The organism is Bacillus sp. JJ1122 (assembly GCF_036964885.1).
Classification (GTDB): Bacteria; Bacillota; Bacilli; order Bacillales; family Cytobacillaceae; genus Mesobacillus.
In genome coordinates this window covers 14,754-33,185 of the sequence record NZ_JBALQL010000005.1, presented here as the reverse complement: position 1 = coordinate 33,185, position 18,432 = coordinate 14,754, and the positions used below count along the sequence as shown (strand labels likewise).

Genomic DNA, 18,432 nt, shown 5'->3' with positions numbered 1-18,432 from the left:
ATGCCACAGCGGATGAAGCTGTGGCATTTGTTATTTCTGTCTATTTAATTTTCCCATTAACGAGTAATTGTTTCCAAGTCTGTCCGCCATCAGTCGATTCATATAGATCATTCAGGATTGTAATGAAAGCGAGTCTGCCTTGCTCCTCATAATCAGCAGCAATATAAGTAATCGGGTTATCATAGGCCAAGGTTGGGATTGGCAGTTCTACTCCCTCTTTCTCCTGGCCGATCTTCACCAGCTTAATTTTCTGATCTTCAACTGGGGAAATGTACAGAGATTCCTTGGAAAATGCAGCTGCGGTCACCATATCATAATCGCCATTTTCTTTCACAGTCTGGCCTGAATCATTTGAAACAAAAACACCCTCCTTCGTGGCCATTGCAAAAGTATCCCCTTTGTCAGGATGAACAGCAATCATGCCGAACGTATTTGCTTCAAATCCATTTAAGGCAACTTGCTTCCAGCTCTCAGCGTTATCCTTCGACACATAAACACCTGCATCCAGTTTGGAATTAGGCTGTTCATTGATCACATATAAAGAATGATCCAGATAGCTTGCGGACAGGAAGTGAAAATCACTTTCTCCATAGAAAGCTACTTTTTCAATTGATTTGCCGAAATCCGTACTTTTTACCAGGCCTAACGGATTTTTCAAAGAGGACCCTTCTTCTGGATGGCCGCTTGAGTAAAATCCATCTTTTACTGCCTGGAAGCCCATATAGTCATGTTTTTCTGCTGCCGTTTCAAACCATTGGCCATCTTTATAAATCTTGATTCCATTATGTGATGCCACATAAAGTCCTTCATCGTTGCCTGGATAACCGATGCCGTGCATGTGCTCAATTCTCTGTGGCTTTGCTTTTACGATGAAATCTGTTCCGGCATTTTGCTGCTCATCATTCGTCTTATCTGCTTGCTTTTCCTCAGTATCGGTATCCTGTTGATTTTCTTCAGCTGGAGATTGCTTTGTTTCTTCCTTGTCCTTAGAGCAGCCAGTAAATACAAGCGTGGCTGCCGCAAGCGTGATCATAAAGCTTTTTTTACTTATTTTCATTATTACTTCCTCCGTTTTTCCTCTTAGTTGTCCAATAATAGTACCAAACACCTGCTCCAACCGCAAAGAACGCTGCAGCAAGCTGGTATTCCATTTTCCAGCCAAGTACAGTATGTACAGAATAGGATTCAATCAGGAGAGCCGGGATTTTACCAATGGTGCTTGAAACCATAAATGCTGCTGCACCCATCCTGCTGATTGATGCAGCCAAAGTAACAAGTCCGGACGGCGCGAATGGAAAAATCCTCAGCAGCAAAACGAGAATGAATGCCTCCCATCCCCCTGTATTCTTCAGATTTTCCAATAGTTTTATCGTATGGATACCACCGTTAAACTTTTCGCCAAGTTTTTTTAAGCCTTTCCGATAAAGGAAGAAACTGATGATAGCACCAACAGCCTCCCCAATGATTGAGAGTGCTAGTCCACCTGCAAACCCGAAGTAAACGATATTGGCTGCTGTCACAAATGTACTCGGTACGATACCAGCAATTGAAATGAGCACACTTACCAATAGGCTAATCAAAATAGCAAGCCAAATTGGCTGATCTGCCAGGTATTCAAACAACATCATACTTTTTCCTCCGGTACTCATTGTTAAACTTTAAATGATTTCAATACTTTGTCACTGCTTCTGCTAAGTTTTTGCAAACCCCCACTTTAAAATAAAGATATACCCAAAAGGAGCTGATCAACTTGAAAACAAGAGTACTAACCCTCATAAGTGCTGCACTTATTCTTGGGGCAAGCACTTCCGTATTCGCAGAAGATACATTAGAAGGCAAAGGCACTTTCAATTTCGGACAAATGAAACCGATGATGGAAAAAATGCACCCGGGTCTATCAAACGAAGAATTAAAGCAAATGTACAATGGCTGTCATGGAACAAATGGAGCAATGCCCAGCAAAAACTTTCAAATGAAGGATGGAGCCCACATGGATATAGTTGATTGATGCACCTTTTCAAGGTTAATGAATTTGAAAAAAACAAAAAGAGGTTCTGGAACAACCCAGAGCCTTTTGCTTCTCTTAACAATTATAGACCAAAAGGTTGCAGAAGGAATGGAACAAGCTATGAAAAAGAGGATCGGCTAGATTTTAAGTGCCATCTTAAGACGGCATCCCTTTCCATAAAGCAATCTAATTTTGGCAAAAAAAAGAAAACAGCCAGTCCCTAAAAGGAATTGGCTGTTTCATCAGATACTAAGCTAAGTTGTCACCAACCTTATGCTGTGAAGGAAGATCGGCTATTTGTGAACCATCGGCTGAATGCTGTGATGGCAGATCGGCTACATACGTCCCGTCCGCTGAATGCTGTGATGGCAGGTCGGCTACATATGTCCCGTCCGCTGAATGCTGCGATGGCAGGTCGGCTACATATGTCCCATCAACTGAATGTTGTGACGGAAGATCTGCAATGTCCATGGAAATCAAGCTAAAGACTCCAAAAAAGCTTGCTGCAATCACCGATACTAAGATAGCATTTTTCAATTTCAATCCTCCTCTTTCTCTGATGAGTTATTTGTTTAAGTTATTACACTTAAAACCGTTAGCAGTATTTAAGTAATTTTTCCATTTCTGTTATTACTAAACTAGCAAACTTCTCATTTTGCTGCAGTCTGAAAATCGTAATGGCTTTTTCCAGGTATTCTTTTCCTTCAGGTAATTTACCCAATTTTATGAAATTCATGCCGGTTTGGTAATGGAATTCACCAAACAAATACATATTTTCTTCATATATACAATTATCGATTCCTTTGCTGCAATAGATCAGTGATTCCTCATACTTCTCCAGCTTGGATAATGCTTGAGCCAGCCCGTAAAGTATTTTTAACCAGATACTTGAATCAAGCACTTGAGGAAGCTCTGTTAAATTATTGAGTGCTTCCTGGAAAACTTCAATCGCCCGACCAAGATTGCCATTATCTTTTTCTACGATGGCGATACTCGTCAGGATTTCAATTTCACGCTCCGTCATGTTCATTTTCTCTGGATTCGTTAAATTTAAAGCTTCGTACAGTATAGCCACTGATTTTTCTTTGTCTTCCTCAAGATAGTTGGTGCAGATGCCCTCATGCCACATTAAAAATTGCCGGAAGGAGGTATGCTTGAACAACGGGTTATCTTTCTCCTTTTTTAGTATTTCATTAATCGCTGCATAATCCCGCTCTCGTTTATATTTATTAATTAATTGCATCACCGCGTGAGCATTGTTATATGTATCAGAGGAAGCAATGTCAAAAAAGTGGTTAAGATCGACATTGAGTTTCAGTGCAATTTTATAGAGTTGGTCAATCGTTGGATATTTCTCTTCTTTTTCAAATTGAACCATTTCCTCCTCAGAACAAATGCCGTCTGCTAATCGAGCCATTGTAAAACCTTTATAAACTCTTAAAGATTTAAGAATTTCTCCGAAGCTATACCCAACCAGGCTCATTCCTACACCCCATTTAATATTAATTACCTTTATATTATCACAATGTTTAAAAATTTTAAAAATCAGAAGAAATACCAGGAAGATAACACCTGATATTCCCTTCTTATTTACTTTTCATTTTATATACGTAAAATATGGCAATATGAGGCATCCAATTGATAGCATGATCACAACAATCGATCCTGACTTATTTTTTTGTTTCCACAATGTCACTGCAAACATAATGGAATAAAAACAAATCAGTGTAATCGAACCCCAAATGAGAAAGATCATTTTAATCCCTCACCTCTTTAAGCTTAGGAAGTTTGGTCTGCCTTCCAAATTCGCCAAAGCGGATATTGACTTTCACTTTTACAACAGCGTCGGGATAAGACTTCATCCAATCAAAATCCCGGAATTCCGGAAGTGTTTTAAAGTGCCTCCTGATCGGGACGGATAAATGGAAGGTATCGCCTTTGAATTCTTCCTGAGTCCGGGTAATATATTCATTCATCTTATCCTCAATTTTTTTCGTGATGAATCTCTGTAATTCCATTACCTTCCTTTTATTCTTTGCATAATTAATCATACTGGGATCACTTAAAATTTCTACAAATAAAGGTACCTCGATTAAAATTTCAGGTCTGCCATATTTATTTTTAAAGGTATATCTATTTTGTCTTTTCTGGGAAACTCTCGCTGAAATCCGATATGTTTCATTGAAAGGATCTTGAAAATTCGTCATGATATCTTCCGTATTCCATGTATTGTCCAATAAACTTGAGATTCTCGTTTCCTCGCCGGTAATTTTGCCTATCATCATGCCTTCTTTAAAGACTGCTGAGCCGATGAATTGTGCATTCCTGGTTGTACCCTCTGCATGGACCTCCCCAGCCATTAAGTCATCATCAGAAACCTTCATTTGTGATTCGTCCTTTTCCGTTGTCGCATAAATGGCAAGAAATAGGTCTGCATCACTTTCAGTAATACTATAGTAACTATTAAGATCTGTGTCAGGAATCATTCCTGTCTCCTGGCCTCTCTCAATCATCAATTCAAAAAATTTATGGGGCCGGGTTTCGATCTGTGGTTTATTCGTTAATACAAATTTTTCCGCCTTTTCTTTTGAAACGATTAATTTTGCACTTCTTTTAATTTCGCGGTCCTTTGCCGCACTATAGATCCATCTTATAAAATTCGGATTTTCTGCAAAGTCCTCTGAGACAATTATCACTTGCAGCAAGTCATATGAAATCTCTCTTGCAATGATAGCATTGGCCGTATTCCTGGATGAAATGAAATCGTCTGCAACCAATGAAACGATCTCCTGGGTTGGTTCATTCGTTCCACCGCCTGTCTGCTGGGAGCCCACTTCCGGGTTCGCAATTAAGTATGATACCTTGATTTTCCCCTCTTGCTCTGCCTCATCAAGCCCAATCGCTATGACATATGCCTTCTGGTCCAATTCCTTTTGGTCCCAGCAGCCAGCCAGGCTTGTGACAATCACGCAAATAAATAGGAGCCTAACCAGATTCTTTAACATTTTCATTCTTAAAATCTCCCCGTATTTTTGCCACAAGCCACATAAGCGGAGGCAATACCATAAAGGCAGGACTAAGCAGCAATAAGTTTTTTTGTCTCAAAGTATAGAGAACAATCGAAGGGCTTTCAGGCGCGTAGCCAATCAATACGATAATGGCTGTGATTAGAGGAATTAGATATTCAAATTCCTTTATTTTTAGAATTCCCCCGAGCAAAACAGCACTTAAATAAAGATAGAATGAAAACCTTATAAAAGTTGATACAAGCCAAAAAGGAAAAAATAAAGTCTCTACATTGGCCAGAAAACCGATCTGGATGTACCGGATCGTTTCATGGAATGGATAACTGAGCATTTCTGCAGTAGTGTAATCAAACAGCATTACAAATCCCACTAATGCTAAGCTTATTTCGCTGGTTACAATGAGAAGTGCTATAAGGGTTCCCTTTTTGAAATCCTTAAATGTAGTCACCAGCGGAGCTATTAGTCCCAGAAAGAAAAAATCTGCAAATATTGATACATTTTTAGCAGAAGCTTTAAGGATGCCGAGCTTCCCCTCTCCCCACAGAGGGAATAAATATCCTATACTCCCTGCCTTGAATGTGAAGATCAATGCAATGAATAATGTTATTTTTATATAGGGCAATAACAGCCAGGATACTGCACCAATTTGTTCAATCCCGCGTTTGGCTCCATAGGCACAAACCGTCATCAAGATCGCATAAATGACGATTGGCGGTGTCTTTGTAAAATACATTGTTCCTATGATATCTACATATACACCAGAGTCTATGATCAAAGCGGATACACCGCCTAATAATAGGAAGACTGAAATAAGATTTCCTATAAATTTCCCAAACAGATGGATCATTACCTCATGCAGGTTTTTATTTTTATGTACTGAAAAAACCTTTATTAACAAGAGAATAGGAATTAATGCTGTCATACCTATTAAAAGGGTTGCGATCCAGCCAGCATTTTTTGCATTTTCATAAATAATGGACGGGGTATCATCACTTAATTTTGCTCCAAGGGTAAGCAGGATGATCGCTGTATATTCCTTAATTCCAATTTTCCCTTTATTCTGCTTCATGTTTTATGCCTCATCGCCCTTTTTTTGCATATCAGCCGGCTTTAAAAAGCCCGGCCTTAATTTTTCATTTTTTATGATCTTGCGAAAAATAGTATCCTTGGAAGACTTATAACTTGGAGACATCGGTGCAAGATAAGGGACACCAAATGACTTCAGTGAAACCATATAGAATAAACCGGCTACGAAGATGGCTGTCATCCCATAAATGCCGAGCATGGCTGCACTAAAAATGAACACAAAACGGATTAGCCTTACAGCGAAGTTCAAACTTATATCGCTTACGGCAAAAGAACTAAGACCGCCTAGTGCGACTACAATAATCACGATTGGGCTGATAATATTCGCTTGTACCGCTGCCTGTCCGAGAATGAGAGCACCTACAATCCCGATTGTCGGACCGATTGGACTTGGCACACGAAGTCCTGCCTCCCTAATCAGCTCAAATGCCGCTTCCATAATCAGAATCTCAATAACTGCCGGAAAAGGTACCTTCTCGCGGGAGGAGGCAATGGCAAGCAATAAATCAGGTGGAATCATTTCGGCATGATACGTGGTAATAGCAACATAGATAGCCGATGTAAAGACCGTTATGAACATGGCTACCATTCTTAAGGCCCTTGTAAAATTGGCATATACAAACCGGAGGTAGTGATCTTCCGGGCTATGGAAAAAAGACCAAAAGGTAGCCGGCAAAATTAAACTGTCTGGAGAATTATCCATTAATAGGACGATATAGCCATCCTCCAAAAAAGAGGCAGCGCGGTCTGGCCTTTCACTGGAGAGGATACTTGGGAATAATGAATAGCTGCGCTCCTCGATATATTCCTCAAGCAGTGAAAGGTTTTGAATCGAGTTAACATCCAGACTGCCGAGCCTTTTTTTGATGTTGCTGACAAGCTTTTCATTTGCCAGCCCGCGTATATATACCATAAATACATCATTATGTGAGCGTTGGGAGATTTCAATAGCCTCAACGATCAGGTTCTCATTCCTGATTTTTTTTCTGAGCAGCGATATATTTATGACTGCCTTTTCAATAAAGGCTTCCTTAGGCCCCTTGATCAGGATTTCATTATCAGGCTTTTCAATCGCCCTGCTTTGGAAATCAGGACAATCCATGACATAAGCCCTGGCTTCCCCATCCATGAGAAGAATCGCATTCCCCTTATTAATCTCTTTCACTGCATCTTTGAAATAAAAGATATCATGTACCATTTGTACTGATACGATATCCTTCACCTGCTTAGTTCCAGATGTATTTTCAGTTAATGGCTTAAGGATGTGTTCTTCAATGCTTTTTACATCTGTAATTGTGCTGATGAAAATCATCGCAGCCTGTTTTTTCAAGCCTTCGAGATACAGCTCTCTTAGCTTTACATCCTTATTATCAGGTATGCTGTAAAGCTTTTTTAAAATAGTCAAATTTGCTTGGAGGTCATGAGTGAGTTCTTTTTCTTTAAGCTCAGATTGCTCTCCCACACTTTGTTGTCCTTGGGGAGATTTTTTATTTTGCTGCTTTTTAAACAGCTTTAGCATATCCCTTAACATAATGGATCTTCTCCCTGCCGGTCTAAAACTTCTTTCCTTTTCTTAACATTTGCTATTTTGTTAATTTTTATGAGGAGATGGAGGAATTATATCGTCACTTCATTATCTATTTGCGGCAGCTATGTTGAACATGGCTGTGGTTTCCAAAACTTTCTCAACTGGTGAAATATTTGAATCAACCGGTGAAATACTTGGCTCAACTGGTGAATTACTTAATCTAACTGGTGAATTACCGTTTTCCGCAGAAAAAGTTACACCAACGCACAATAATCTTGCCACTGGAAATTGAAAAAGTCATTTAAACAAAAAAAACAGCCCAGGAACTAATCCTGAGCTTTAAAAAGTGGTTCATTTCTTATTGTTTTTTTCTTTTCGTCCAAATAAAATAGATAATTCCGGCAATCAGTGCAATCACCGCTACCGGTATGATATATGGCCTCGCGACATCTTTAATGCCTGCCCAATTTTCACCGAGGGCCATTCCAAGGTAAAGGAAGAAAATTGTCCATGGAATGATCGCGGCAATTGTGTATAAAGTGAATTTCATAAAAGACATTTTCGCAATTCCTGCTGGAATCGAAATAGCATGTCTTACTACGGGAATAAATCTAGCGGAAAAGATTACACCAGGACCATATTTGTTGAACCACTGTTCCGCCAAATCGATATGGTGTTTATTAATCAGCAAGTACTTGCCATACTTTTCAAGCACCGGCCTTCCTCCATAATATCCAAGCCAATATAAAAACAGCTGGGCGATTGTTCCCCCAATCGTTCCTGCGATCACTGCTCCGGCAAATCCAATAGTTCCTTGGGAAATCATGTATCCCCCATAACCAAGAACGATTTCACTTGGAATCACTTCAAGCATCAAGCCCAGGGCAATCCCGAGGTATCCCAAGCTAGACAGCCAGTCCAATACATTTAATATAAAATCCTGCACGTAAGTACCCACTCCAATCTTTTACCTTACTTGTTTCATTATAGTTCTTCAAGGGACTTTTCGTAAACTTTGGTTTGTATAAAGCTCCATCCAGGTTTTCACGGATTACTATTTAAGAATGAATACCCTTATACTTTATACAATCTTAATAAAGTGATTTTTTGATATGATTCATAGCCTTTGAGGCATTTCTTCAAAGTTAATATAGAATCGATGGCACACCTGAATTTGGTGTGTTATTTTTGTGTGATTTAAGCACAATATAAAAGATGTTCTTTTGATTTAGACATTAAAGTCATTGGGTTATATATCACCTTTTTTATCTGAGCATAATAGAACTGTAAGGGAGTAGATCGCATTGGGTCAATCGAATAAATTAGGTGTCTGGATTTTAACCGCCCTTGTTGTAGGCAATATGGTAGGCTCAGGAATTTTCATGATTCCTCGTTCCCTTTCTGAAGCAGCAAGTCCTCTCGGTGTTTTATTAGGATGGCTGCTGACTGGATTTGGTGTTTTGATGACTGCTCTTGTATTTGGAAATCTGGCATTGAGAAAACCTGAACTGACTGGCGGTCCGCAAGTTTATGCAAAAGAATTATTCCCTCCACGATCGCATGCTGGAACACTTTCTGGCTTTATGGCTTCATGGGGCTACTGGATTGGTAATTTTGCTGGAAATATTGCCATTATCACCACTTTTGCGAGCTATCTGTCTACATTCTTTCCTATTTTAACAAGCCAATCTGAACTGTTCACCATTGGCAGCACGGTAATTAGAACCGGGAATTTAATGACATTTATTGTATGTACCCTTCTTTTATGGGGAACTCATTTTATCATTTTAGGTGGCATGGAACAGGCTGGAAAAATGAATTTCTTAGCCACAGCAGCAAAAGTTATCGGTTTCTTTCTATTTATCATCATAGGCTTGTTTACATTTCAAAAAGCAAACATCCTGCCTTTCTCTGCTCCCCGTTTTGACGAAGCTGGCCATTCAATCGGTTTGTACGGACAAATCAACAATGCCGCAATCACTACCCTATGGGCTTTTATCGGGGTGGAATCTGCTGTGGTTTTCGCTTCAAGGGCGAGGCGGCCTGCAGATGTCAAACGGGCGACTGTTCTAGGATTAGTGATTGCTCTAGTCATATACATTGGAATCAGCATGCTTGTCATGGGGATGCTTGATCAAAAATCTTTGATTGCATCGGAGAAGCCATTGATCGATGCGATTGAAACTGTCCTCGGACCAATTGGCGGTAAAATTCTAGCCATACTTGGATTGATCAGCTTATTTGGTTCTACGATTGGCTGGGTATGGTTAAGTGCCGAGGTTCCCTACCAGGCTGCCAGACAAGGTCTTTTCCTGCCGTCATTCTTGAGGGAAAATAAAAAAGGACTTCCCGTTTTTTCTTTGATTGTAACAAATATCTTGGGTCAGTTATTTGTCTTTTCGACCATTTCCAACTCCATTGCAAACGCATTTGACTTTATTATTTTTATTGCAACATTGTCCTATTTAGTCCCTTATTTCATCTCTTCTGTTTTTCAATTAAAGCTTGTACTCACCGGGGAAACGTATTCCAATATGAAATCAAGAGTAGTGGATGGAATGATTGCAGCGATTTCGACTCTGTACTCGATATGGGTCATTATTGCGGGTACCTCGGATCTAAAAACGTTTGCTTTCGGAGTGATCCTCCTTGCCAGCGGAATTTTCTTTTACGGCAGGGTGGCGCCACAGAGGTTAAAAGAGACTTAGCATAAGCATTCTACTATTAGGATAATGAGAAAGAACCTGCCAAATATAAAGCAGGTTCTTTCTCATTGATTAAAACCAGCCGCCCCTTAGCAGGATTTTAATGCCAATGAAGATGATTAAGAATGCAAAGATAACGATTACAACTATTCCGATAATCTGTAAAAATGATAAACCCAAAAATGCTGCCAAAGTAAGAGCCCCAACTCGATAAAGGGCATATCCCGCTAAAATTACAGCAAGGAAAAGCCAAACATATGAATTTGATCCTAACGACATATCCTTATCCCTCCTTTACTTTACAGCATATGTCCGAATGAAAAAATGGTACGGGCTAGCGCACATTTTAAGGAAAGAAGCGTTTTAAAAACTGATACGAAGCCAAAAATAGTATTACATCCCAGTACATTATTTCGTTGCAACGCTGTTTTTGAACTAGTGAATAAGGGAAAAAGTAATTAATATTTTCTTACATATGAAGATCAAGATATTAGGGGGAGTTAACTTGACGAACCATATTTATGTTCGGTTCATTCGTCTGCCGATTTTAACAAGGTTTTTAATGATCGCCGCTTTCATTATTTTTATTTTTGGTGCAATCATCCACCTCATTGAACCAAAAAATTTCCCCACTATTTTTGATGGGATTTGGTGGGCAATCATTACCGCATCAACGGTTGGCTACGGGGATTTCTATCCATCGACTTTTATGGGGCGTATTACTGGCATACTTTTGTTGCTTGTTGGGACAGGCTTTTTGTCGTCTTATTTCATCAATCTTTCAGCCGCTACCGTTACAAAGCAGAACCAATATCTTAAAGGAAATGTTATTTACAAAGGGGCAGGCCATGTCATCATTATTGGCTGGAATGAAAGGTCTCGGTCAATTATTCGATCAATGACTGAATCAAAGGTGCAGATTATTTTAATAGATGAAACCTTAAAAGCAAATCCCATCAGTGATGAAAACGTTCATTTTATTAAAGGCAGAGCGAACAGCGACGATACACTCTTAAGGGCTAAGATTCAAACAGCCACCAAGGTGATTATTACGGCAGATCAGAACCTGGATGAACTGCAGGCAGACATGCACACAGTGCTGACTTTACTGGCAATAAAAGGGCTCAATCCTGATATATACTGCATCGCTGAAATACTGACAAGCGAGCAGATCAATAATGCACGGAGAGCGGGAGCAGATGAACTGATTCAAACTAACTCTTTAACTAGTGCTGTCATTTTAAACAGTATCTTTACAGAAGGTCATGTGAATTCACTTCTTGATTTTCTTGGAGAACTGAATGGCAAGCACCTTGCCTATATACCTGTTGATAACAGAACACTCGGCAAAAGCTTCATCGAGGCAAGCACGATGCTTTTATCCCAGAATGTGATATTGCTTGGAATAAAAAAAGGGGATGACATCGTTGTCAACCCCAGCAACCATATTAAAATAGAGCAAAACGACATGCTGTTAACAATCACCAACTAGTGATTTAAAATGGAAGATTCAATTTCATGGACCAGTGATTTTCCGACTTCAATGTATTTTTCAGGGAAGCTTGCATCTTTGTCCACTGGTTCCTGGAACTGGTTGAAGGTTGCACTTGCGTTCCCGATATTGGCATGGTCGTCAATTCCTCGCTGGTACTTATGTGAAAGAAGAATTGGCCGCTGCAATTGAACCGTACAGCCACGTGAATCAAGCTGGCCATCAATTGCTTTAAACGGAAGCCTCAAAAATTGATAACCAACTTCGTCATCGATTTTGTAATCAAAGGCTCCATGGTCATAATCCCAGTTTCCGCCAATTGTATAACCAAGAGGTTTAAGCATCTGTTCCAATTTAAAAAGGTCAAAGTGTTTGCCTTCAAGTTCAGATGGAATTTCAATCACAGGATGTTCCGCCTTTCTGTGCATTTTAAGGTTAGTTTAACCAAAATGAAGTATTTCATTATGGGATTTTTGAAAAGGAACAGCTGGGGAAAAGCGTGATCTCTTCCAGCTTGGGGAGGATATTTGCGGATTTGCTTTAATTGCTTCGTTCAAAATATTAAACATAAACTGCCATGAAAAAGGAGTACCTCAAAACGAGGTACTCCTTTTTCATCATTATTTAAGTCGCTTTTCGAGTTCTGCTTTCTTCTCCTCGAAGCCTGGTTTGCCAAGCAATGCGAACATATTTACTTTGTATGCTTCAACACCTGGCTGGTCGAATGGGTTTACTCCAAGAAGGTAGCCGCTCATTGCGCATGCTTTTTCAAAGAAATAAACCAGGTAGCCAAATGTATACTCATCCAGCTGTGGAATCGTAAGGACAAGGTTAGGAACGCCGCCGTCTGTATGAGCTAGCATTGTCCCTTCAAATGCCTTGTTGTTTACGAAATCAACTGTTTTGCCAGCAAGGTAGTTCAAGCCGTCAAGATCGCTTTCCGCTTCTTCAATCACCATTTCATGGCGAGGCTTCTCGACCTTGATGATGGTTTCAAACAAGTCGCGTCGGCCTTCCTGCACGTACTGTCCAAGAGAATGAAGATCGGTAGAGAAGTTTGCTGAAGAAGGATAAATTCCCTTCTGGTCCTTCCCTTCACTTTCACCGAACAGCTGCTTCCACCATTCAGAGAAGTACTGAAGTGATGGCTCATAGTTGATCAGCATTTCAATTGTTTTGCCTTTATTGTATAGTGCGTTTCGAACTGCAGCGTATTGGTAAGCAGCATTTTCTTCAAGTTCAGACTTGCTGAAGTCTTCCATCGCCTGTGCTGCACCCTTCATCATCGCTTCAATGTCTGAACCGCTGACAGCGATTGGCAGCATGCCTACTGCTGTCAATACAGAGTAACGTCCACCGACATCATCAGCAATCACGAATGATTCATAGCCTTCTTCGTCAGCAAGAGTTTTCAATGCCCCGCGTGCTTTGTCTGTTGTCGCGTAGATGCGTTTGCGAGCTTCTTCCACACCGTACTTCTCTTCAAGAAGCTTGCGGAAGATACGGAAGGCAATTGCAGGCTCGGTTGTTGTTCCAGATTTGGAGATAACATTGATCGAGAAGTCTTTTCCTTCTAAAAGATCCATAACATCAGTCATATAGCTGGAGCTAATGTTATTGCCAATAAAGATGATTTGCGGAGTCTTTCTTTTTTCTTTTGGAAGAGCGTTATAAAAACTGTGCTGCAAAAATTCAAGTGCTGCACGCGCACCTAGGTAAGAGCCGCCGATCCCTACAACAAGCAATACATCAGAATCGCTTTTGATTTTTTCAGCAGATTTCTGGATGCGTGAGAATTCTTCTTTATCATAGTTCACAGGCAGGTCGATCCAGCCTAAAAAGTCGCTGCCCGCACCCGTTTTTTCGTGCAATGAATGATGGGCTACTTTTACAAAATCCCTTAAATATGTAACTTCGTGTTCACCAAAAAAGCTTAGCGCCTTTGAGTAATCAAAACGAACATGTGTCATGTCTGATCCTCCATTTAATTGTATTCTCTACCACTTTAACGAAAGCTCCACCAAGAATCAAGAATCACACTAAAGTGTAAGCGTGACCAATTGTGAAATATTTATTAAAACTTCATGACTTCGGTATTTTCTCCTTGTTTATTGATTTTAAAACCCTAAAAAACATTAGTCCGGGAATTGACCCGGACACTTTATTAAGGCATTTTCGCCTTGATAATCAGCCTGTGCGTAGCTGTATCAATTGGCGTGCAGGTAATAAGAGTCAGTGTTTTTTCATCATCGCTGCCCATAAGCACGGATACATCATTCGGTTCGACGACTAATGTTTCGTAAACCTCATATTGATAGGCTTGGTCCTTGTCCTTTACCGTCACTAAATCCCCTGTGGCGATTTCATCCAGACGGTTGAACATTTTGCCATAAGCTCTGTTGCGATGGGCGGCAATCGCGGTATTACCGGCTTTTCCCGGTAGTGCCGTTCCTTCCAGCAGACCGGCTCCAATAGCCATGTTAGCCATGGAAGCCCCGTTCAATACCGGAAGCCTTAGATTAATTTTATCGATTTCGATGACACCAACCATTCCAGGATTCACTTTTTGTTTTTCTTCGTTTTTTTTCTCTTCCTGATTCATAATAGGATTGGCTGATTCAACTGTTTCCGCCTTCGTTTCGATGCTGAACACCTCTTCCAGGCTGCCAAGACTCTCTGCTGCTTCATTTTCATTAAGGGAGTTATTTTCCCACTTGTCCATCATTTGTTTCTGGCTGTAGGAAGTATATAAATCTTTCATCGCAGGATAAAAGAAGATTGAAAACCCGGTCAGGATTAAAAATATCGAAAATACCTTTTTCACCATTTTCACCTCAGATATAAATAAAGAGAGGAATTTCTTCCTCTCTCAAGTTTTTTTCACAATTAATTCTTCAATGGATTCTTGACCCTTAACATAACTCCTCCTGCTGCAATCAAGAAGCCAAGGATATAGTAAGGCATCCGGCTGTTTTCACCCGTTTGCGGAAGAACATCTCCGCCAACCCAGCCTTGTGAACCTGTCGATCCTCCAGGTGTATTTCCTGAGCCGGAGTTCTTCACAGGAACTGGCGATGCGCCTTCATTTATTTCTTCACCGACGATCTCTCCCTGCATGTTCCAATTTACGTTAAGAGTTAGAACCTGATCTTCCAGGTGAACCATTTCATCAGATAATTGGGTTAAGGGGATGACCTTTGTTTGCCCATTGCTCGTTAATTCGATTCCTTTCAGCATATCCATTTTCGCTTCTTCTGTTAAATGGATTGTCCAAACATGATTCACAAGCTTAAACTCAATACGTTTCCCATTCATCATTATTACTGCAGCACTGTCGATTTTGCCCTTGCTGTCATCCATCATTAAGCTTAATGTCTTGAATGTGTTTTTCAGAGGCAAATCACATTTTTCCATCCAGTAGTTGATCGTTCCTTCTGCCTCGACTCCTATCTTAAGGTCGCTTACAGGCACAACGAGCTCACCGCCGCTGGTAAAAACAATTTTGAACGCAGTGATGTCTTCCTTTACAAATTCTCCTGAATCCAGCAATTTGAAGAGTGGTGATTTACCTGGATGGGTCATTTCCTTCCACTCGCCTTTAAGCTCTACAAATACTGTTGCTGCTGGGCTTATACAGTCCTTTACATGCAGATGAATTTGAGTGCTTTTATTTGCCTCTTTATCAGGTGCTGTCTCTCCATGATCGTGCAGGTCACAATTTTCTAGCCAATAGTTGATTGTCCCTTCTGCCTCGACACCCACTTTAGTTTCACTAACTGGAACAACTAACTCTTCTCCACCTTCAAAAACAAGCTTAAAGGCCGTTACATCATCTTTAACAAATTCTCCGCCATCCAGCAATTTGAAGAGTGGTGAGCTTCCTGGATTGGTCATTTCCTTCCATTCGCCTTTAAGTTCAACAAAAACACTTACAGTTGGGTTTACACAATCCTTCAGATGCAAGTGGATTTGCGTACTTTTATTTGTATTGACCAATTTTTCCGATACCGTTTCCACTTTCGTTTTTGTATCTTTCTCATTTGTTGCCATTTCAACAGTTTTATCATTTTCATCCTTCGTTTCAGCTGTTTCTTTATGATTAGCTTGCTGAACCTGTGCAGCTTCTTTTTTCACAGCTGAACTTCCTTCAGTATTAGTATTCGAGTTTGCTGCATTTTCATTTTTAGCCTTTGGTTTTTCCGCTTTTTTTTGAGCTTGATTGCTCTTATTTTGGGAATCAACCTGGGATGATTGTTTGCCGTTTTTTACAGCCTGACTTTCAGTGCTGCCAGCTGCAAATGCCCCTGTTACAGGCAGGCTGATGAATAACAAAAGCATCAATGATAATAAAATGGAAACATGTTTTATAGCTTTCAACTGTTTTATCCCCTTTTCATAATTATTTCTTATTAATAAATGCATCAAAAAAATAGATTGAATATTCAGTTATTAAATTAGAAATTTCGCCTCTCTTTCGATAAAATTCTGCGATTTTTTTGACAAAAAAAGCCACCAGGACGAATTTCTTAATCCATGGCGGCTGGACGATCATAGCTGCCTAATATGGCGGCCTTAGACTCCTGGCTTTGCGTCCCAGCTTTTCAACTGGTTTGCTATTAGCATGGGCGGTGAAGATTGTTTATGTAAAATATCCCTTCAGCTCCATTGTCTTACATTTAGAGAATTACCACAGTTAACCAGCTCATTAAACATTTAGACCTATAAATATTATTGGTAATTTTTTCTTATGTTTCATTTTTCAACCGAGAACAGGGAGGATTTAAGTGTTTAAAGTGCTTTTAAAGATGCTTCGATATGAGTATTTTCCTAGGCAAATAAAAAAGGACCCGGTTTTCCGGGTCCTTTTAACTTTTACAAAGATTTGCGATAAATTTCAACCACATCTTCGTGGGTCAATTTTGTGAAATTGCCAAATTCTCCATTTACCATTGCTTTATCTGCCATAACTTCGATCTTGCTGTCATCGATCTCATAATCTGCAAGTCGGGATGGTGCTCCGATACTTGACCAGAATTCACGCAGCTTTTCGATTCCTTCAAGCCCAGCCTCTTCGTCTGTCTTGCCTTCAGGATCCACGTTGAATACCCTGACAGCCATTTTCTTGAAGCGTTCTGGTTTTACCCTTAGATTGTGTTTCATCCAATTCGGGAACAGGATCGCAAGTCCTCCTCCATGCGGAATGTCATAAACCGCTGAAACGGCATGTTCGATGTTATGTGTAGCCCAGTCTCCGCGGTAACCCATTGATAGCATACCATTTAGTGCCATTGTGCCTGCATATAAAATAGTTGCGCGATGCTCATAGTTTTCAAGATCTGCCAGAAGCTTTGGCGCTGTTTCCATTACAGTCAGCAGCAAGGATTCACACATGCGATCCTGGAACTCAGTGTTCTCAGTCAAGTGGAAATAATGTTCGAACACATGAGACATCATATCGACGATTCCGTAGATAGTTTGGTCTTTGGGTACTGTAAATGTATTCACAGGATCCAGAATGGAGAACCTTGGGAACGTCACTGGGCTGCCCCAGCCGTATTTTTCATTCGTTTCCCAATTCGTGATAACCGAACCTGCATTCATTTCAGAGCCTGTTGCAGCAAGAGTCAACACTGTACCGAATGGAAGTGCTTCGGATGCGAACGCCTTCTTTGTCACAAGGTCCCATGCATCGCCATCATATTTGGCACCGGCAGCGATTGCTTTAGTACAGTCAATAACACTTCCGCCGCCTACCGCAAGCAGGAATTCAATTCCTTCTTCCTTGCAGATTTGAACGCCCTTACGGACAGTTGATATACGTGGATTAGGCTCAACGCCGGAAAGCTCAAATACCTCTGCGTCAATTTCTTTTAAAAGTTTTAGGACCGAATCATAAAGTCCATTTCTCTTTATGCTTCCGCCGCCATATACAAGAAGAACTTTTTTGCCATATTGAGGCACTTCATTCTTCAATTCCTCAAGTTGGCCTTTGCCAAAAATTAATTTAGTTGGATTATAAAATGTGAAATTATCCATTTGAATCACCTTCCTTATCGCCCATTATGTTCTTTTTTTAAAAGCAATGCAAAAGAATTGCACTTCTTAATGTTCTCCAATGTGCTATAAAAAGTTACAGTTTTTTTTCACACGGGTAATGATTAACTGGCAGAGATGAATAATATTGTTACTGCTGAATCAACCTAAATACGAATCCATATTTTTAAGGAGGAAACATCCATGAGTGGTATTCAAAGAATTGCATTGGTCCTAACGATTATTGGTGCTATTAACTGGGGCTTAGTCGGATTCTTCCAATTTGATCTTGTTGCAGCAATCTTCGGAGGTCAGGACGCAGCATTGGCCAGAATCGTATATGGCTTAGTAGGACTTGCAGGTTTAATCAATCTTGGACTTCTTTTCGCTCCAAGCGAAGAAGAAGAAAGAGCAGCAGAACCAAGGGCCACAAGATAATTTTATAGTATACTCACCGATTGGCGAGCCCTTAAGGCGAAGACAGAGGTGTAGTTGCCCTTATGCGTTAGGAAAGGATAAATTCCATTTATGCTTTCCTATTAGCCAAGAAAAAA

General features: G+C 40.2%; 19 protein-coding genes and 1 riboswitch. Of the genes, 5 read left to right on the top strand and 14 right to left on the bottom strand.

The features are described 5' to 3' along the window. Positions 1 to 40: 40 nt before the first annotated feature. On the bottom strand, positions 41 to 1,057 hold the full coding sequence (locus V7201_RS03515; RefSeq protein ID WP_335375405.1) for a F510_1955 family glycosylhydrolase: 1,017 nt from the start codon (positions 1,055 to 1,057) through the stop codon (positions 41 to 43). After that, the gene (locus tag V7201_RS03510) at positions 1,044 to 1,628 is read right to left on the bottom strand and encodes a TVP38/TMEM64 family protein (RefSeq protein ID WP_335375404.1); all 585 of its coding nucleotides are present in this window, start codon (positions 1,626 to 1,628) and stop codon (positions 1,044 to 1,046) included. Before V7201_RS03510 ends, V7201_RS03515 begins: the two co-directional genes overlap by 14 nt. A 122-nt stretch (positions 1,629 to 1,750) precedes the next feature. Between V7201_RS03510 and V7201_RS03505 the strand changes: the two genes are divergently transcribed. Further along, complete coding sequence (locus V7201_RS03505; RefSeq protein WP_335375403.1) at positions 1,751 to 2,008, top strand: hypothetical protein; 258 nt, start codon at positions 1,751 to 1,753, stop codon at positions 2,006 to 2,008. A gap of 249 nt (positions 2,009 to 2,257) precedes the next feature. On the opposite strand, the gene V7201_RS03500 is transcribed toward V7201_RS03505, so the two are convergent. The 5 genes from V7201_RS03500 to V7201_RS03480 form a co-directional block, all read right to left on the bottom strand. Further along, complete coding sequence (locus V7201_RS03500) at positions 2,258 to 2,545, bottom strand: hypothetical protein (RefSeq protein ID WP_335375402.1); 288 nt, start codon at positions 2,543 to 2,545, stop codon at positions 2,258 to 2,260. A gap of 58 nt (positions 2,546 to 2,603) precedes the next feature. Continuing rightward, a complete protein-coding gene (locus tag V7201_RS03495) occupies positions 2,604 to 3,491 on the bottom strand; it encodes a helix-turn-helix domain-containing protein (RefSeq protein ID WP_335375401.1) in 888 nt (295 codons plus the stop codon). A gap of 274 nt (positions 3,492 to 3,765) precedes the next feature. After that, positions 3,766 to 5,019, bottom strand: a complete 1,254-nt coding sequence (locus V7201_RS03490) for a Ger(x)C family spore germination protein (RefSeq protein ID WP_335375400.1) — start codon at positions 5,017 to 5,019, stop codon at positions 3,766 to 3,768. Then, positions 4,994 to 6,103 (bottom strand): GerAB/ArcD/ProY family transporter, encoded by a 1,110-nt coding sequence (locus V7201_RS03485; protein WP_335375399.1) that lies wholly within the window; start codon positions 6,101 to 6,103, stop codon positions 4,994 to 4,996. The genes V7201_RS03490 and V7201_RS03485 overlap by 26 nt, the downstream gene beginning before the upstream one ends. A 3-nt stretch (positions 6,104 to 6,106) precedes the next feature. Then, positions 6,107 to 7,651, bottom strand: a complete 1,545-nt coding sequence (locus V7201_RS03480) for a spore germination protein (RefSeq protein ID WP_335375398.1) — start codon at positions 7,649 to 7,651, stop codon at positions 6,107 to 6,109. A gap of 130 nt (positions 7,652 to 7,781) precedes the next feature. Here V7201_RS03480 and V7201_RS03475 point away from each other — a divergent pair, with 130 nt between their 5' ends. After that, positions 7,782 to 7,940 (top strand): hypothetical protein, encoded by a 159-nt coding sequence (locus tag V7201_RS03475; RefSeq protein WP_335375397.1) that lies wholly within the window; start codon positions 7,782 to 7,784, stop codon positions 7,938 to 7,940. Between the two features lie 66 nt (positions 7,941 to 8,006). Here the strand turns inward: V7201_RS03475 and V7201_RS03470 are convergent, their stop codons facing one another. Continuing rightward, positions 8,007 to 8,594 (bottom strand): DedA family protein, encoded by a 588-nt coding sequence (locus tag V7201_RS03470; RefSeq protein ID WP_335375396.1) that lies wholly within the window; start codon positions 8,592 to 8,594, stop codon positions 8,007 to 8,009. A 358-nt stretch (positions 8,595 to 8,952) separates the two neighbouring features. Between V7201_RS03470 and V7201_RS03465 the strand changes: the two genes are divergently transcribed. After that, on the top strand, positions 8,953 to 10,356 hold the full coding sequence (locus tag V7201_RS03465; protein ID WP_335375395.1) for an amino acid permease: 1,404 nt from the start codon (positions 8,953 to 8,955) through the stop codon (positions 10,354 to 10,356). Positions 10,357 to 10,425: 69 nt separating this feature from the next. Here V7201_RS03465 and V7201_RS03460 read toward each other — a convergent pair whose 3' ends face one another. Next, positions 10,426 to 10,632 (bottom strand): hypothetical protein, encoded by a 207-nt coding sequence (locus V7201_RS03460; protein ID WP_335375394.1) that lies wholly within the window; start codon positions 10,630 to 10,632, stop codon positions 10,426 to 10,428. A gap of 226 nt (positions 10,633 to 10,858) precedes the next feature. Between V7201_RS03460 and V7201_RS03455 the strand changes: the two genes are divergently transcribed. Then, the gene (locus V7201_RS03455; RefSeq protein ID WP_335375393.1) at positions 10,859 to 11,845 is read left to right on the top strand and encodes a potassium channel family protein; all 987 of its coding nucleotides are present in this window, start codon (positions 10,859 to 10,861) and stop codon (positions 11,843 to 11,845) included. On the opposite strand, the gene V7201_RS03450 is transcribed toward V7201_RS03455, so the two are convergent. From V7201_RS03450 to V7201_RS03430, 5 genes are all read right to left on the bottom strand, one after another. After that, positions 11,842 to 12,249, bottom strand: a complete 408-nt coding sequence (locus tag V7201_RS03450) for a YugN-like family protein (protein WP_335375392.1) — start codon at positions 12,247 to 12,249, stop codon at positions 11,842 to 11,844. The genes V7201_RS03455 and V7201_RS03450 overlap by 4 nt on opposite strands. Positions 12,250 to 12,465: 216 nt before the next feature. After that, positions 12,466 to 13,815 (bottom strand): glucose-6-phosphate isomerase, encoded by a 1,350-nt coding sequence (locus tag V7201_RS03445; protein WP_335375391.1) that lies wholly within the window; start codon positions 13,813 to 13,815, stop codon positions 12,466 to 12,468. Positions 13,816 to 14,009: 194 nt separating this feature from the next. After that, complete coding sequence (locus V7201_RS03440) at positions 14,010 to 14,672, bottom strand: class D sortase (RefSeq protein ID WP_335375390.1); 663 nt, start codon at positions 14,670 to 14,672, stop codon at positions 14,010 to 14,012. Positions 14,673 to 14,731: 59 nt separating this feature from the next. Next, the gene (locus V7201_RS03435) at positions 14,732 to 16,222 is read right to left on the bottom strand and encodes an LPXTG cell wall anchor domain-containing protein (RefSeq protein ID WP_335375389.1); all 1,491 of its coding nucleotides are present in this window, start codon (positions 16,220 to 16,222) and stop codon (positions 14,732 to 14,734) included. 155 nt (positions 16,223 to 16,377) lie between these two features. Next, positions 16,378 to 16,470, bottom strand: a riboswitch (cyclic di-GMP riboswitch). Positions 16,471 to 16,717: 247 nt separating this feature from the next. Then, complete coding sequence (locus V7201_RS03430; RefSeq protein WP_335375388.1) at positions 16,718 to 17,881, bottom strand: iron-containing alcohol dehydrogenase; 1,164 nt, start codon at positions 17,879 to 17,881, stop codon at positions 16,718 to 16,720. A 201-nt stretch (positions 17,882 to 18,082) separates the two neighbouring features. Here V7201_RS03430 and V7201_RS03425 point away from each other — a divergent pair, with 201 nt between their 5' ends. Continuing rightward, positions 18,083 to 18,316, top strand: coding sequence for a DUF378 domain-containing protein (locus tag V7201_RS03425; RefSeq protein ID WP_335375387.1), 234 nt, complete (start codon positions 18,083 to 18,085; stop codon positions 18,314 to 18,316). Positions 18,317 to 18,432 lie beyond the last annotated feature (116 nt).

What these genes read in the sequence shown, in the direction of transcription:
- V7201_RS03515 (WP_335375405.1), bottom strand. Translation starts at nt 1,057, where the DNA reads ATGAAAATAAGTAAAAAAAGCTTTATGATCACGCTTGCGGCAGCCACG.
- V7201_RS03510 (WP_335375404.1), bottom strand. Translation starts at nt 1,628, where the DNA reads ATGATGTTGTTTGAATACCTGGCAGATCAGCCAATTTGGCTTGCTATT.
- V7201_RS03495 (WP_335375401.1), bottom strand. Translation starts at nt 3,491, where the DNA reads ATGAGCCTGGTTGGGTATAGCTTCGGAGAAATTCTTAAATCTTTAAGA.
- V7201_RS03490 (WP_335375400.1), bottom strand. Translation starts at nt 5,019, where the DNA reads ATGAAAATGTTAAAGAATCTGGTTAGGCTCCTATTTATTTGCGTGATT.
- V7201_RS03485 (WP_335375399.1), bottom strand. Translation starts at nt 6,103, where the DNA reads ATGAAGCAGAATAAAGGGAAAATTGGAATTAAGGAATATACAGCGATC.
- V7201_RS03480 (WP_335375398.1), bottom strand. Translation starts at nt 7,651, where the DNA reads ATGTTAAGGGATATGCTAAAGCTGTTTAAAAAGCAGCAAAATAAAAAA.
- V7201_RS03475 (WP_335375397.1), top strand. Translation starts at nt 7,782, where the DNA reads ATGGCTGTGGTTTCCAAAACTTTCTCAACTGGTGAAATATTTGAATCA.
- V7201_RS03460 (WP_335375394.1), bottom strand. Translation starts at nt 10,632, where the DNA reads ATGTCGTTAGGATCAAATTCATATGTTTGGCTTTTCCTTGCTGTAATT.
- V7201_RS03445 (WP_335375391.1), bottom strand. Translation starts at nt 13,815, where the DNA reads ATGACACATGTTCGTTTTGATTACTCAAAGGCGCTAAGCTTTTTTGGT.
- V7201_RS03440 (WP_335375390.1), bottom strand. Translation starts at nt 14,672, where the DNA reads ATGGTGAAAAAGGTATTTTCGATATTTTTAATCCTGACCGGGTTTTCA.
- V7201_RS03430 (WP_335375388.1), bottom strand. Translation starts at nt 17,881, where the DNA reads ATGGATAATTTCACATTTTATAATCCAACTAAATTAATTTTTGGCAAA.
- V7201_RS03425 (WP_335375387.1), top strand. Translation starts at nt 18,083, where the DNA reads ATGAGTGGTATTCAAAGAATTGCATTGGTCCTAACGATTATTGGTGCT.